This is a genomic window from Xylanimonas allomyrinae (assembly GCF_004135345.1).
In the GTDB taxonomy this organism is placed as follows: domain Bacteria; phylum Actinomycetota; class Actinomycetes; order Actinomycetales; family Cellulomonadaceae; genus Xylanimonas; species Xylanimonas allomyrinae.
On sequence record NZ_CP035495.1, the window covers coordinates 3,703,911 to 3,718,774 of the forward strand.

Consider the following 14,864-nt stretch of genomic DNA (forward strand, 5'->3'; position numbering starts at 1 on the left):
GGGGAGACCTTGAGAGGAACACCATGGCCCAGAGACCCCACCACGAGTCCATCGTCCCCCCGCAGGGCGTCATCGCCCCGCGACTGCGCGTCAACGACCCGGTCGCCGACGGGGCCCAGCGCCTGAGCCTCGACGGTGCCTGGCGGTTCCGGCTCTTCGACCAGGCCCAGACTGGCGTGGACACCGCCGACCCGGGCGAGGGCTGGGACGAGTTCACCGTGCCGGGGCACTGGCAGCTTGCCGGCGCTCCGAACGAGTGGCCGTACGGTAGGCCCGCCTACACCAACGTGGTTTACCCGATCCCCATCGACCCGCCGTTCGTTCCCACGGCGAACCCGACCGGCGAGTACCGGCGCCTGTTCGCGGTGCCGACCGAGTGGGCGGGCGATGGTCGTGTGGTGCTGCGGTTCGAGGGTGTCGACTCTTGGTTCGAGGTGTCGGTCAACGGTCACGTGCTAGCCCAGTCGCACGGGTCGCGGCTGCCGTCCGAGATCGACGTGACGGACGCTCTCCGTGGCGGTCAGAACCTTCTCGCGGTGCGAGTCACGCAGTGGTCGGCAATGACGTACATCGAGGATCAGGACCAGTGGTGGCTCTCGGGCATCTTCCGCTCGGTGACGCTGGAGCACCGCCCTGCGGGCGGCGTCGGACATGCAGTAGTGCACTCCGACTACGACCACGTCACCGGGCTGGGCACCCTGCGGGTCGAGGTTGAGGACGCGTTCGGCGCTCCGCTGGCTGGAGTGCGGGTGCGGGTCGCAGACCTCGGGATCGATGTCGCTGCGGGCGAGACGAGGTCGGTGTCCGTCGAACCGTGGAGTGCCGAGTTCCCGCGCCTGTACGACGTCGAGGTCGTCGCGCCGGCGCAGACAATGACGCTGCGGGCTGGCTTCCGCACCATCGCGATCCTCGACGGCGTGCTGACCGTCAATGGCGCCCCGATCAAGCTGTACGGCGTCAACCGGCACGAGTTCGAACCGAGAAGCGGTCGCACGGTCACGGCCGAGTCGATGCTCGCGGACGTGCTGGCAATGAAGCGGCACCACATCAACGCGGTGCGTACGTCGCACTACCCGCCGGACCCGCGCTTTCTGGACTTGTGCGACGAGTACGGGATGTACGTCATCGACGAGAACGATCTGGAGACGCACGGGTTCGAGCTGATCGGCTGGCGGGGAAACCCTACGGACGACCCGACGTGGGAGCCGGTGCTCGTCGACCGTGTGCAGCGAATGGTGCGCCGCGACGCACATCACCCGAGCGTCATCATGTGGTCGCTGGGCAACGAGGCGGGCGCCGGGCGCAACCTCGCCGCGATGTCGGCAGCGATCCGGGAGCTCGACGCAACCCGGCCGATCCACTACGAGGGCGACTGGTCCTGCGCGAATGTCGACGTGTATTCGCGCATGTACCCCGACCTCGCCGAGATCGAATGGATCGTCCGCGGCGAGGACGCACCCGCCGAAGAGTATGAGCGCATCTACCCGAACACCTCGGTCAGCGAGTGGAACGTCGACCGTGCCCGGGTGCTGGCCGATGACGCCAACGCGGCCCGGCGCCGCTCCCAGCCGTTCCTGCTGTGCGAGTACTCGCACGCCATGGGCAACGGCCCGGGCGGCCTGACCGACCACGTGGACCTGATCGACAACCACCCCCGATTCGCCGGGGGGTTCGTGTGGGAGTGGAAGGATCACGGGATCGCCACCGTGGACGCCGAAGCCACCGAGTTCCACGGGTACGGCGGCGACTTCGGTGAGGAACTGCACGACGGAGCGTTCATCGCCGACGGCCTGTCATTTCCCGACCGCACGCCCTCGCCGGGGTTGACTGAGCTCGCCGCCGTGTACGCCCCGATGGGTGTGCGCGAGCGAGACGGCGGCCTCGTGGTGCGCAACCGATGGGCCTTCCGCTCGACCGCTGACGTGGTCTTCCACGCAGAGCTCGTCACCGCCGGCGACGTCGTGGCCTCTGCCGACGCTGCCGTGCCGGTGCTTGCCCCGAGCGAGAGACACGTCGTGACGCCGGCCGACGTGTTCGGCGAGCGGGCCAAGGACGCCGCCCCGGGGACCTGGTTCGTGCTGCGTGCCGCGTGGCGCGCGGGCGCGGCACCCCCCTGGGCCGTGTCTTCCGAACTCGGTGCCGGTCAGGTGCTTCTGAACCCGTCTGCGGCGCTTTCCGCGGCGTCAGGCGCGGTGACCGAGGCCGTATGCGGCTACGTGGTCGGTCCGGTGCGAATCGACTCCCGCGGGCGGGTGATCGCCATCGGTGACACCACCGTCCGCGAGGCCCGAGTCGATGCCTGGCGAGCTCCCACCGACAACGACAGGGCGGTCGGCTCGTCCTCGCAGACCAGTGACGCCGATGACTGGCGCAACGCCGGCCTCCACCGACTCCACGAGTCCATCCGGTCCGTCCGGCTCGACGGCGATGCCCTGGTCATCGAGGCGCGCGTCGCCGGGGCCGGGACCGACTGCGGCCTGGCCGTTTGCACCGAGTGGCGCGCCGTCGACACTGCGACCGCCGACGTCACCATCCGGATGACGCCCGAAGGGCAGTGGCCGGGATCCCTTCCGCGGCTCGGCTGGCTGCTCACCCTCGAACAGCAGGATGCCGCGGCGGTGCTCGTCGACTGGGTCGGACACGGCCCGGGGGAGTCGTACGCCGACTCGACCCGTGCTGCCCTCGTGGGCCGCTGGCAGCACACCGTGCACGCGCTCCAGACGCCGTACCTGCACCCCCAGGAGAACGGTGCCCGCCGCGGCGTCACACGTGCAGTACTCCACCTCGCGCACGGCCCGCTGACGATCACCCCGGGCAAGGTCACGCTCGACGGGCGGCCGCAGGAGGGGTTCATCCTCACCGCTCGGCCCTGGTCCGACCAGGCGATCGACGCGGCCGCCCACCCGCACGAGCTCCGCTCCGACGGAGCGTTGCACCTGAACGTTGACGTCGCAGGCCACGGCCTCGGCACTGCAGCGTGCGGTTCCGGGGTCCGCACGGCCGACATGCTCCGACCGGCGCCCGCGGTGCTCCAAGTGCGGCTCTCGGTGGGATGACGATCGAGGTGATCCCCGCATCACCGCTCTCGCGGAGGGGCGATCCGGGGATCGCGCCGGTGGGCGTCCGCAGTCAGCGAAGGGTTTCGTGAGCGGGACGCCCGCGACGAGCCGCAACGCGGTCACGAGATCCTCGGTCAGGCCGCGACGGAGACCACCGCGCCTGTGCCCTGGTCGCGGGGGCGCGGAAGCGGCCGACGTGCCAGACCTGGGCCGGTGGGCCGAGGCGGTGCGACTGCTTGCCAGATGCCGGTTCGAGACGGCGGAGCACCGCGGACCGCGGGTGTGCGGTTGCTGGCGATCGCCGTGGCGCTGGTCCGGGGGCGCTCTGACCAGGCGGTGTCTCCAGAGCGGGCAGCGACGAGGCGAGGCGCGCGGACCCTGCGCGTCGGCGCAACCCGGCTTCTCCGCCGGGTTCACCAAATCCCCTGGCGCGGCAAGGAGCGGACGACACTTCGTCGGTCAGCAAAGCAGTTGACCACTAGCATCGAGGGACGCGACACCGACGGAGGGATCATGGCCGAGGACCTGGTGACACGGTTGTTGCCCGTCCTGAGCCGGTCGCTGGAGGCGGAGTTCAACGTCTTCGACGTGATGCGTCACGGGCGGCACGAGAAGCAGTTGTCGAACGTGTTCGGGTGGCTGCTGGAGGCGGGCGGCACGCACCGGCTGGGCGACGCGTTCGTGCGGATCTTCGTCGACGAGGTCAACCGGGCGTTGGCCGGCGCGACGGTCTTCCCGGTCGAGGCGCCGTACCTGGTGCGGCAGGAGGTCGACACGTCGGTGTCGGGCGTGGCGGACATCGCCGACCTGGTGCTGGAGAACAATGCCGCGCGGATCGTCGTGGAGAACTACTACACCTCCGACGGACATGGGCACTCCTACGACGGTTACCGGGCGTTCGGCGGCCGCGATGGGCGGGCGAGCGTCGTCGTGCTGTTGTGCCGGGACGAGGACAAGGGATTGCTGGTCGACGGATGGGAGGATGCCGTCGTCCTCACCTACGGGACGTTGCTGGAGCGGCTGCGGCGCGAGGTCGGTGAGGACTACGCGCGCGAGCACCCGGAGCAGCACGCGTTCATCGACCAGATGTACCGGAAGTACGTCAAGGGGAGAGGTCGGATGGACGACGGCGCGGTGCTCGACTTCGTGGTGGCGATGTGCGCCACGGGCGAGGCGGAGCGGTACGGGCGACGACCCATCGGCGTCGCCGGGGAGGAGTTCGCGACCGACCTGGCTCAGCAGGCGCGCGAACGTTTCACCGAGAGCCGTGAGCTGCTGCAGGCCGTCAAGGGCCGGCTGCGGGCCTTCGCGGTCAAGGTCCTGGTGCCGCAGCTCAACCAGGCCCTGGGGCAGGCCGTGTTCGACGACGCCACCGCCCGGTTCCAGGGCGGCTACGAGTGGACGGTCAACCTGGGCATCTCCGAGGTCGCGCACCCGGAAGGCTGGCGAGGGATGAGTGGCGGCTACGCCCTGCAGATCAAGTTCGGGCCGTCCGCCTGGCTGGCCAACGAGGGCGAGCCGCGTTGGACGGAGGCGGTCGACCCGGGCTTCGTCGACTACTCGCGCCCGCTGATCACCAACGGTGAGCGCGGGGTGGTCCGCCAGTCGAGCGTGCGGATGCAGGAGGTGCTCGACGGGCTCGGCCCGGACGACGTGCGCCTGCGCGACGAGTTTCTGTCACTACTCAACGAAGGAGGGGCGCGATGAGCCAGGGAAGGCCCGGCGACATCCGTCCGTTCGTCCCGAAGGGCCCGCTCAAGGAGCTCTTGGAGCCGGCCGGGAGAGACCAGGCGCTCCGGATGGTGGCCGGTTACTTCGCCGAAGGGGCCCAGCCTTTCTCCGGGCGGCGGTTCGAGCGGTTCGCCGGCGGAGGCGACCGTGAGGCAGTCGCTGACGTCATCACCGCTGACGACCTGATCGCGACGACGATGCTCGGCGTGACGATCAGCGGTGACAGCGCGATCGCGATCCTGGAGACCGAGCGCGAGAAACTCAGCGCCCTCCTCGCGGATGTCTCGAAGACCGACACGTTCGAGAACCTGACGACCGAGCAGATTCTGGACCCGGAGTGGCCTGCGACGAAGCTCTACTGGGCGCTCCGCGACCGGAGCATCCCTGACGTCGGGGAGACGAAGGCGACCAAGATGCTCGCCCGCAAGCGCCCTCACCTCGTCCCGATCATCGACTCATTCGTCCGTGCGCAGGTCCAGGACGAGCATGGGCTGGTCTGGGCGCCACTGCACCTGTGGCTGACGGACAACGGGCGGGAGAACGCGCAGTGGCTCCGCAGTCTCGGAGACGAGGCGGGCCTGCCGGACATCTCGACGCTCCGGATTTTCGACGTCCTCGCTTGGAGGTCCGGGACCGGCAAGTAGGGCTGCACGCGTTCCGGGTGTCTGTGAGAGTGAAGTGGCTCCGGGGACCGGCCGCTTGGCGGTGGCGTGTCGCCCGCTCCGCTGCGCGCCTACTTCCCGGAGCGGCTACCGGTGGGACTGGGTCCGCCGGGCGGGTCGGTGTACTCGACCGGCTTTCCGGTCTGGTGGGCGTAGCCGATCTCGCGTCGCGTGGACTCTCCGATGTACCCGCCGGGGTTGACCACGAGAACGCGGTCAGCAAGGTCGATCTTCGCGAGGTGCAGCGCGTCGAGCGCGGCCTTCTGCTCGTCGGTCATCCGGTCGCCCGCGTGAGCGAACACGCCCGGGGCGACGACGATCGACCCGCCGAGCGTCAGGTCGAGGTTGATCCGGCGGAACTCCTCGGCGAACCGCGTCGAGCCGCACAGGCACACGATCTCCGGTCGGTCAGTCATCGGACTCGCCCGGAACGACGACGACCTGGCCGTCGTCGGCGTAGACGACTCGGCCGGGCGCGGCAGAACGTCGTTCGGTCCACGGGACGCCGTACCGGTCGAGAAGGTCCAGATACTCGCGCGTCTTGTCGATGAGGTGGACAGCCGAGGGCCTGAACCACGCCGTCGCTCCCGGGTTGACCGCGTGGTCGTAGACCTGCGGGTCGACCGTGGACGGGTCCGGATAGGCCGCGTTGCACCAGTCGTTGGAGTGGCGCCACCACGCCCAGTCGTCGGGCGCCAGCGCCCCGTCGTGCGCAAGCCTGTTGGCGAGGCCGAACACCCCGACGTGGCGGCCACGGGAGTTGGGCGTGGGGCTCTCGAAACGGACGAACCCCGGCGCGCCCCGAGCGTCGTCGAGGTTGCGGAGCACGTCGGCGAGCCGCGACGTCGGACGCCACCGGAACGCGCGCCAGCCTGCCGCGCGGGCAGCGTCGACGTTCGCCTGACTGCCGTCGACGAGGCAGTGCAGGCCCGGCGCCCGTCCCGTTCTGCGTTGCACGGCGTCGTAGAACCGGTGATCGGCCTTGCGGTATCCGACGTCAGCCGCGGAGTGGATCGCGGCGGACCGCTCCCGGAGACCCGATGTCTCCCACGGGTGCCGAGCGCGGTGGTGCTCGTGGGCGGTGGCGAGATGCGCGTCGAACCCCGCTGTGCGCGCACTCGCAAGGTCCGCTAGGAGCTGGTCGTCGAGCGTGGCGTCGTGGGCGACCAGGAGGACGAACCCGTCCACGTCGACCATCAACAGGGGCTTCGTCACTCGGGCAGGCTATCGGCGCGCCTTTGTCGGTGCCTGTCTGGTAGGTTCCGGAACAGGTCAAGAGCGATCAGCGATACGCCCTCCGCGTGCTGGTCCGGCAACCGCGCACTCGCGCACGGTGCCCCTGGAGGAAGACCGGCCCGTCACGACCGTGACGGGAAGCGCGAAAGGAGACTGAGATGACGGACCTGATGTTGCTGCGCCCGGACGGGGTGCTGCTGTGGCGCCCGGACGAGGCGACCGTGGCGAGACTCGGCGACCAGGGCGCGTATGCGATCGGCTCGGGCGAGCTGTGCACGGCGTGCCTGGTGGGCAGCACGCCGCGCACGACGCTCTCGGCCCACCGCACCACCTGCCCCGAGTGCGATGCCCTCGCCGTGCACGTCACACAGCTGGCCGGGCTGAGCGACCCGATCCGGGCCGGGAGGCACGACGGGGTGCTGGTGCTCGGGGTGGACGCCCCCGAGGGTCCGCGGTTCGAGCGGATCCGGGCGGCGCGCGCGTTTCGGGCGGCGCGGCTGCGGCCGGTGTTCGTCCAGGCGCGGGCGCTGGGCATCGTGCGGCTGGAGGAGTCGCGCCGCCTCGGGCAGCCGCCGGTCGAGCTGGTCGACGTCGAGGACCTGCACCTGCGGGGGCTGATCGAGCCGGGGGCGGCGGATCGGGTGCGCCGCTACGGCGAGTGGCTGCAGGCGCTGTCCCCGCAGGAGCACGCGCCGCGCGCCGCAGTGCTGGCCGACGTCGCCTCGCTCGGGGCGTGGCTGGTCGCACACATCCAGCGCGAGCATCGCAAGCGGGCGCTGCGGGACCTCGATGACGCGATCGCCCGCGCGAAGCGGGCGAGGCGGGCGGTCACAGCGGCCTCGGCGCGAGTGCGTCAGCTCGACGTCCGCGGGTAGCGGCGAGGGCCCGGCCTGTCAGGTGTGAGGCCGCCAGGCCGGGCCGGCCGCCGGCCTGCTCCGCGCACGGTAGAGGCAGCAGCCGAGCCTCGGGGCTGTCACGCCGGGCGTGGTGGACTCGTCGGCCGTGCGAGGCGGCCGCCCGCGCGACTCGTCCGCAGGGCCACCCATGGCGCGAGGCCCGTGGGCAGCGCCACGGCGGCCGCGGTGAGCACCCACGCCGAGTAGTCCAGCCCCAGGCAGGCCCAGATGCTGGTGTGCATCGCCGCGACGGCCAGCGCGAACGGCGCCCGCGTCCACCGTCCGTACAGCAGGAACGGGGAGGCCAGCTCGAGCAGCAGCGCGCCGCTCGCGAGCAGCTGCGGAACCACCGGCAGGTTCGCGATGGCCTGCGGGAACGCCGCCCCGAAGGGCGAGGAGTGCGCGCCCTCCAGCAGCACCCAGCGCATGTTGTCGGAGTAGGCCCAGTGCGGCCCGCTGTGGACGAGCTTCTGGAAGCCCGTGAGGAAGTAGATGCCGCCCAGCACGGCGAGGCTCGCGCGGGGCGGCCACCCCCAGCGCACCGCCCGTTCGGCCGGTGGCACTCCGCGGCCAGGCGGACCGGCGAAGAGCCACACGGCTCCCACCCACACGGTGAGCACGTCGTTGTGCATGACCTTGCCGGAACTCGACCACAGCCCGCACAGCACCAGGTAGCACGCCCACGCGACGGTGAAGGCGAGCCGTGGCCGCCACCGCGCCACGGCGGCCGCGGCGGCCAGCACCCCGACCACCTGGACCGCGACGAGTCCCGCCGCGGGCAGGTCCGGGACCCAGCCCAGCAGGTTGGTGTGCGTCCGCAGGTCGGGCGCCCGGTCTGCGAGCACGGTCCAGTCGCGCGCCGCGAGGCGCCAGCCGACGACGGCGGCGACGCCCGCGTGCACCCAACGCGCGGTGCGTGCCTCGCCCGGGGCGACGAGCGCACCGTCGAGGCGGCGCTTCAGATCGGCGAGCGGCCCGCGCGCTCCGGCCCTCACGGTTCGACCTCCAGCACGACGTCGCGGCTCGTCTCATGGGCGGTCAGCGTCTCGGGGTCGAGCTCCCATGTGTAGCGTTCCAGCGCGACGACGTCGACGGCGTCGGGCGCGATGCCCGCGTCGTCGAGCCACGCGTCGACCTGGGCGGCGACGGCGTCGGGGGCGGCCCGGGCCAGCTTCGCGACCAGCTGGCGGTTCGTGGGGACGACGGTGCGGGTGCCGTCGGGGGCCACCGCGACGAGCTGGTACGTGGCGCCCGTCCCCGTGCGCACGTCGCTGAACAGCCGGAACGACGTGAGGGGCCACAGCTCAAGGTTCGCGACGGCCGCGACAGCGAGCACGGCGAGCATGCCGTAGGTGACGTACCTGGCGCGGCGACGTTGCCGCGCATCGAGCGAACGCATCTGGTCTCCATCATTGGGACGCAGGCAATCTAGCAGCCGCGCCCACCGCCGGGGTCCGGCGGTCCTGGTCCGTCCTGGTGGCGGCGGCCCACCGCTGGGCGGATCCTCTAGTCTCGGTGCAGCGGCTCACGGCGCGACGCCCGTGCGGCCACCCGGGAGCGAGGGAGCTGGACGTGGAGGACGCCGTCGTCGTCGGCTCGGGGCCCGGTGGCCTCGCCGCGGCCGTGACGCTCGCGCGTGCCGGAGTGCGCGTGACGGTGCTCGAGGCGCAGGACACGGTCGGCGGCGGGGCGCGCACTCTCGATCTCGGGCTCGCGCCGGGCGTCGTGCACGACGTGTGCTCGGCGGTGCACCCGATGGCGTGGGCGTCGCCGTTCTTCCGCGCGTTCGACCTCGCCGCGCACGGCGTCACCCTGCTCACCCCGGAGGTCTCGTACGCGCAGCCGCTCGACGGCCGGTCGCCTGCGGCCGCGTACCGGTCGCTTGCGCGGACGGTCGAGGGACTGGGCGCCGACGGCGATGCCTGGAGGTCGCTCGTCGGGGTGGCGTCGACGCAGTGGGAGGCCGTGACCGCCGTCGGGATGGGTGACAAGCGGTCGATACCGCCCGGGCTGGGTTCGCCCGGGGCGTTGCTCGGTGCCGCGCGGTTCGGGCTGGGTGTGCTCGAACAGGGCACCCCCGCCTGGGGCAGGCGCTGGCGGACGCCCGGCGCCGCCGCGCTGCTGACCGGCGTCGCCGCGCACTCGATCACGCCGCTTCCTTCGCTCGCCGGGGCCGGGACCGCGCTGCTCCTGGCGTCCCTCGCGCACGCCGGTTCCGGCTGGGCCATCCCGCGCGGCGGCTCCCAGGCCATCGCCGACGCGCTCGTGCGCGACTTGCGCGCCCACGGCGGCGACGTCGTCACCGGGGTCCGGGTGCGGTCGCGGGCCGATCTCCCCATGGCCCGGGCGTACCTGTTCGACACGACGCCGCGCACGCTCCTCGACGTCCTCGGCGACGAGGTCCCCGCAGCCGCGCGTGCGGCGCTGCGACGGCTCCGGTATGGCGACGCGGCCGCCAAGGTCGACTTCGTGCTGGACGGCCCGGTGCCCTGGGCCGATCCCGAGGGCGTCGGGGCGATCGCGCAGGCGGGCACCGTGCATGTGGGCGGGACGCGTGAGGAAATGGCCGAGGCCGAGGCCGAGGTCGCCGCCGGACGGCATGCCGCGCGGCCGATGATGCTGGTCAGCGACCCGTCGGTGGTCGATCCGGGGCGGGAGGTGAACGGCCTGCGGCCCCTGTGGACGTACGCGCACGTTCCCGCCGGCTCCGACGTCGACGTCACGGAGGCCGTGACCGCCCAGATCGAGCGCTTCGCGCCCGGGTTCCGCGACGTCGTCGTGGCTGCGCGGTGCGTCCCGGCCGCGCAGATGGCGGACCACAACCAGAACTACGTCGGCGGCGACATCGCCGCCGGTGCCGTGACGATGTGGCAGATGATCGCCCGCCCGGCCCTGCGGGCGAACCCCTACCGCGCGGCGGGCGGGGTCTACCTGTGCTCGGCGTCGACACCGCCCGGCCCGGGCGTGCACGGGATGCCGGGATTCCACGCGGCCAGGCGGGCGCTGCGCGAGGTGTTCGGGGTGCGGGTCGCCGCGCTCTGACCGGTGAGCGCCAGGCGCCCGGTGCCAGGTACGCCACGTCGCCTCTCGCCGAGCGGGCCTCGACCGCGTGCGGCCTCCGGCCCGGCGTGCCCGGGAGGGTCTGGCTGCCGTTCGACGTGCCGGGCCGGCCCAGGCGAGGACGCTCGCCTGCAACCCGCCGACCTCCCGATCCGCCTGGCCGCGAACGACGGCCGCGTGGCTCGATACGACCTCGCTCGCGCCCTCGGCCGCCTGCGCTTCGTCACAGCGACCAGCGCGCCGGTTCGCCGGCACGCCCGGCGGCCGCACAGACCCGCCTGCGACTGGCCCGACCAGGCGTGACATCCCTGACGCCCGTGCGGCCTCAGGCCCGCACGCCGACGCGCCGGACGGGGGAAGGGCGGTGGCGGGACGCGCGTGAGCGCGGACGCGTTCTCGGTGTTCCCGCAGGTCACCCGATGCAAACGCGCCTCGTGCGGCTGTGCCGTGCCGGGCCGCTGGCTCCCGCGTTCCCGAGAGGCAGCCCGAGCGCTGCTGCGAGGATTCCGTGCGCGCGCCGGTCACTGGGGCCGATGTGCGCGCCAAGGGGATCGCGGTGTGGTGCCGTCCCGGGGTGACGTGCCCCGGCAGAAGTGGGAACACGCCGCCGGCATCGTGACGTGACATAGGGAGATGGGGACATGTCGAGCCGAGACCGAGAGGGCTTGAGGTGTGGCCGAGCGGCGTTGACGGTCGGCGCTCTGGTCGCTGCGCTGGCCGTTGGTCCGCTGGGCGTGATCGACGCCCTCGCGGATCCGTCGGCAGGCGGCTCGGCCATGATTCTCGAGAGATTCGCGGGCTCCTCGGTCGAGGACCCCAAGTTCATCGGCTTGGGCAGCGCATGCCTGACGGGTGCGTCGGCAGGGTCCGTCCCGCCGACCGGGCAGTCGAACCTCAGCAACTGTGACGGCTTCCGGGTCGGCCCCGTTCCGTCCCAGGGCACCGGCGGTGGTGGCGGCGGGTGGCTTCAGCTGACCGACGCCAGCGGCGGCAACATGAACAACAACGGCAACGGCGCCGGCTCGTCGGCGGCCCGCGCAGGAGGCGTGCTGTTCAACCAGGCGCTCCCCGCAACCGCCGGCCTGCACGCGCGTTTCGAGCAGGCCCAGTACGGCGGCTTCGTCAACGGGACACGTGACGCGCCCGAGGGCACGTTCCGCAGCTGGGGGGCCGACGGCATCAGCTTCATCCTGACGGACGGCAACTTCACGCTCACCGAGACCGGTCAGACGGGAGGCTCTCTCGGATACGCGCAGTCGGGCAACGGGCCCGGTGTGGCCGGCGGGTTCCTCGGTCTCGGGCTGGACGCGTGGGGCAACTACCCCCGTGCGTCTGGTGCGCTCGGCGCCGGTTGTGCGGCGGCGGGGCAGAACCCCGGGCTGAGCGGGAGCTCGACGCTCCGGGACTCGGTCGCGCTACGCGGCCCCGGGTGGCAGGACTCGAACGGGAAGTGGACCCAGGGCTACTGCCTGCTCGCGGTCAACCAGCTGTCGTCGGGGAGCCTGCGCGAGCCGTGGGACCCGGCACTGGGCAACTCGGCCGACCCCGCGGACCACGATCTCTTCGCCGCCAAGGCGGCGCGGAAGGTCGACGTCGAGATCTCGCCCGCGGACCCCGACGGGTCGGCGATCATCACGGTCCAGCTCCAGTTCGCCGAGGGGGGCCGTGGCACACGGCCCTGTCCGCGAGGGTGCAAGACCTGCCGGCCACGTACAAGTTCGGCCTCGTGTCCTCGACGGGCAACGCGGGCGACGTCCACCTGGTGCGCAACCTCGCGATCGGCACGGTCAACCCGCTGACCGGCCTGACCTTGGTGAAGGCCGAGGACAACGCGAGCCCGCTGTTCCGCCCTGGGGGATACGCCGAGGGCGACAAGATCCCGTACACGATCGTCGTGTCGAACTTCGGCGAGGAAGCCGTCAACGACCTGGTCGTCTCGGACCCGCTCATCGACGACCTCGTGTGCCCGTCGACCCGTCTGGCGGCCCAGGAGAGGCCCGGTGCCAGCATCACCTGCACCGGCACGCACACGCTGACTGCGTCTGAAGCCACGAACCCGAGCGGCACGTTCGTGAACGCGGCCTCCGCGGCGGGGACGTCCGACCTCGGTGGCGGTCCCGTCACGTCGGACGTCTCGACCGCGACCGTGCGCGTGGTCGCGCCGGTGCCGGCGCTGGCCGTGGTGAAGCGGGCGTCCGTTGCTGATGTGAACAGGAGCGGGGTGACTGATGCGGGGGACGTGGTCAGTTACTCGTTCGAGGTGACGAACACGGGCAATGTGACGTTGGCTCCGGTGACGGTCTCGGACGGGATGCTGGGTCTGGTCGATGCGGCGTGTGCGGGTGTTCTGGCTCCGGACGAGTCGGTGGTCTGTGCGGCGACCGGGTCTCGCACGGTGACGGAGGCTGATCTGGGGGCGCCGTTGGTCAACACGGTGACGGCGACGGGTGTGCCGCCCGAGGGGTCGGGTCTGGCGCCGGTTGAGGCCTTGGGCGTGGTGTCGTCGGAGGTGGCCGATGCGACGACGGGTCTGGTGTTGGTGAAGTCCGCGGTGGTCGACGGGCCTGACCAGATCGGTGATGTGGGCGAGGTGGTCCGGTATGAGTTCGATGTGACGAACACGGGCACGATCAGCCTGGCTCCGGTGGTGGTCGACGATCCTGGTCTGGGGCTGGTGAGGTTGCGGTGTGCGGAGGTGCTGGCTCCGGGGGCGTCGGCGAGGTGTGCCGGCGGGAGGGCTCACACGGTCACGGAGGGTGATCTGGTCGCGGGCCGGGTGACGAACACGGCGACGGCGACGGGTGTCTCCACGCGTGCGGACGTGCCGGATCCTGAGCCGGTCACCAGTACGGCGGTCGTCGAGACTCGCGCGCCGGTGCCGGCGCTGGCCGTGGTGAAGCGGGCGTCCGTTGCTGATGTGAACAGGAGCGGGGTGACTGATGCGGGGGACGTGGTCAGTTACTCGTTCGAGGTGACGAACACGGGCAATGTGACGTTGGCTCCGGTGACGGTCTCGGACGGGATGCTGGGTCTGGTCGATGCGGCGTGTGCGGGTGTTCTGGCTCCGGACGAGTCGGTGGTCTGTGCGGCGACCGGGTCTCGCACGGTGACGGAGGCTGATCTGGGGGCGCCGTTGGTCAACACGGTGACGGCGACGGGTGTGCCGCCCGAGGGGTCGGGTCTGGCGCCGGTTGAGGCCTTGGGCGTGGTGTCGTCGGAGGTGGCCGATGCGACGACGGGTCTGGTGTTGGTGAAGTCCGCGGTGGTCGACGGGCCTGACCAGATCGGTGATGTGGGCGAGGTGGTCCGGTATGAGTTCGATGTGACGAACACGGGCACGATCAGCCTGGCTCCGGTGGTGGTCGACGATCCTGGTCTGGGGCTGGTGAGGTTGCGGTGTGCGGAGGTGCTGGCTCCGGGGGCGTCGGCGAGGTGTGCCGGCGGGAGGGCTCACACGGTCACGGAGGGTGATCTGGTCGCGGGCCGGGTGACGAACACGGCGACGGCGACGGGTGTCTCCACGCGTGCGGACGTGCCGGATCCTGAGCCGGTCACCAGTACGGCGGTCGTCGAGACTCGCGGGCCGGTGACGGGGTTGACGGTGGTCAAGCGGGCGGCACTGTCCGGGGGGAACGGTCTGGGTGTGGCCACCGTGGGCAACCGCGTCAGCTACTCGTTCGAGGTGACGAACACGGGCAATGTGACATTGGCTCCGGTGACGGTCTCGGACGGGATGCTGGGTCTGGTCGATGCGGCGTGTGCGGGTGTCCTGGCTCCGGGCGAGTCGGTGGTCTGCACGGCGACCGGAACGCACACCGTCTCCGAGGAGGACGCCCGCGCGTCGCGGGTTCGCAACACGGTGACGGCGACCGGGGTGCCGCCCGCAGGCGCCGGTGATCCTGTCACCAGTGCGGACACCGTCGAGACTCCCGTGCACCTGCCGCCGTTGCCGGCCCCGCTGCCGCCTCGGACGACCTCGCCGACCGCGGCTCAGGCGACCTCGCTGGCCACGGCATCGCTCGTGGTCTCTCGCGCAACGCCCAGTGGCCGCGGCGCATCGGTCCACACCGGCGGGCAGGGCTCCGAGCCGGCCGGTTCGGTGCTGGCACCGCTCGCGCTGCTCGCCGTCGGCATGATGGTGGCCTGCCCGAGCGCGGTCGTCGCCCGCAGACGGCACGACGCACGCAGGGGGCCCGGGCTCAGCTGCTGACGCGACCCGC

11 protein-coding genes and 1 riboswitch are annotated in these 14,864 nt (G+C 71.8%); of the genes, 7 read left to right on the forward strand and 4 right to left on the reverse strand.

What is annotated here, in order from left to right; genetic code table 11:
* Positions 1-23: 23 nt before the first annotated feature.
* The 3 genes from ET495_RS16745 to ET495_RS16755 all read left to right on the forward strand — a co-directional run bounded on the left by ET495_RS16745 (position 24) and on the right by ET495_RS16755 (position 5,434).
* On the forward strand, positions 24-3,056 hold the full coding sequence (locus ET495_RS16745) for a glycoside hydrolase family 2 TIM barrel-domain containing protein (protein ID WP_129205715.1): 3,033 nt from the start codon (positions 24-26) through the stop codon (positions 3,054-3,056).
* A 516-nt stretch (positions 3,057-3,572) separates the two neighbouring features.
* Positions 3,573-4,766 carry a PD-(D/E)XK nuclease family protein gene (locus ET495_RS16750; RefSeq protein ID WP_162616518.1) on the forward strand — a complete coding sequence of 398 codons (1,194 nt, stop codon included), beginning with the start codon at positions 3,573-3,575 and terminating at the stop codon, positions 4,764-4,766.
* A complete protein-coding gene (locus ET495_RS16755) occupies positions 4,763-5,434 on the forward strand; it encodes a DUF6308 family protein (RefSeq protein ID WP_129205717.1) in 672 nt (223 codons plus the stop codon). Before ET495_RS16750 ends, ET495_RS16755 begins: the two co-directional genes overlap by 4 nt.
* Before the next feature lie 89 nt (positions 5,435-5,523).
* Here ET495_RS16755 and ET495_RS16760 read toward each other — a convergent pair whose 3' ends face one another.
* On the reverse strand, positions 5,524-5,868 hold the full coding sequence (locus ET495_RS16760) for a hypothetical protein (RefSeq protein ID WP_129205718.1): 345 nt from the start codon (positions 5,866-5,868) through the stop codon (positions 5,524-5,526).
* Positions 5,861-6,667, reverse strand: coding sequence for an HAD family hydrolase (locus tag ET495_RS19040; protein ID WP_245993170.1), 807 nt, complete (start codon positions 6,665-6,667; stop codon positions 5,861-5,863). Before ET495_RS19040 ends, ET495_RS16760 begins: the two co-directional genes overlap by 8 nt.
* Before the next feature lie 55 nt (positions 6,668-6,722).
* Positions 6,723-6,837: riboswitch (SAM riboswitch) on the forward strand.
* Positions 6,838-6,846: 9 nt separating this feature from the next.
* Between ET495_RS19040 and ET495_RS16770 the strand changes: the two genes are divergently transcribed.
* Positions 6,847-7,563 carry a hypothetical protein gene (locus tag ET495_RS16770; RefSeq protein ID WP_129205719.1) on the forward strand — a complete coding sequence of 239 codons (717 nt, stop codon included), beginning with the start codon at positions 6,847-6,849 and terminating at the stop codon, positions 7,561-7,563.
* 98 nt (positions 7,564-7,661) lie between these two features.
* Here the strand turns inward: ET495_RS16770 and ET495_RS16775 are convergent, their stop codons facing one another.
* Entirely contained in the window at positions 7,662-8,579 is a 918-nt protein-coding gene (locus ET495_RS16775; protein ID WP_211340872.1) for a hypothetical protein, read from the reverse strand.
* Positions 8,576-8,983 (reverse strand): hypothetical protein, encoded by a 408-nt coding sequence (locus tag ET495_RS16780; RefSeq protein WP_129205720.1) that lies wholly within the window; start codon positions 8,981-8,983, stop codon positions 8,576-8,578. Before ET495_RS16780 ends, ET495_RS16775 begins: the two co-directional genes overlap by 4 nt.
* A gap of 167 nt (positions 8,984-9,150) precedes the next feature.
* On the opposite strand from ET495_RS16780, the gene ET495_RS16785 reads away from it, so the two are divergent.
* The 3 genes from ET495_RS16785 (at position 9,151) to ET495_RS16790 (ending at position 14,854) form a co-directional block, all read left to right on the forward strand.
* Positions 9,151-10,626 (forward strand): phytoene desaturase family protein, encoded by a 1,476-nt coding sequence (locus ET495_RS16785; RefSeq protein ID WP_170220627.1) that lies wholly within the window; start codon positions 9,151-9,153, stop codon positions 10,624-10,626.
* Between the two features lie 794 nt (positions 10,627-11,420).
* Positions 11,421-12,443: an L-type lectin family protein gene (locus ET495_RS17840; RefSeq protein ID WP_162616519.1), complete on the forward strand. Its 1,023-nt coding sequence runs from the start codon at positions 11,421-11,423 to the stop codon at positions 12,441-12,443.
* The gene (locus ET495_RS16790; protein WP_162616520.1) at positions 12,335-14,854 is read left to right on the forward strand and encodes a DUF7507 domain-containing protein; all 2,520 of its coding nucleotides are present in this window, start codon (positions 12,335-12,337) and stop codon (positions 14,852-14,854) included. Before ET495_RS17840 ends, ET495_RS16790 begins: the two co-directional genes overlap by 109 nt.
* Positions 14,855-14,864 lie beyond the last annotated feature (10 nt).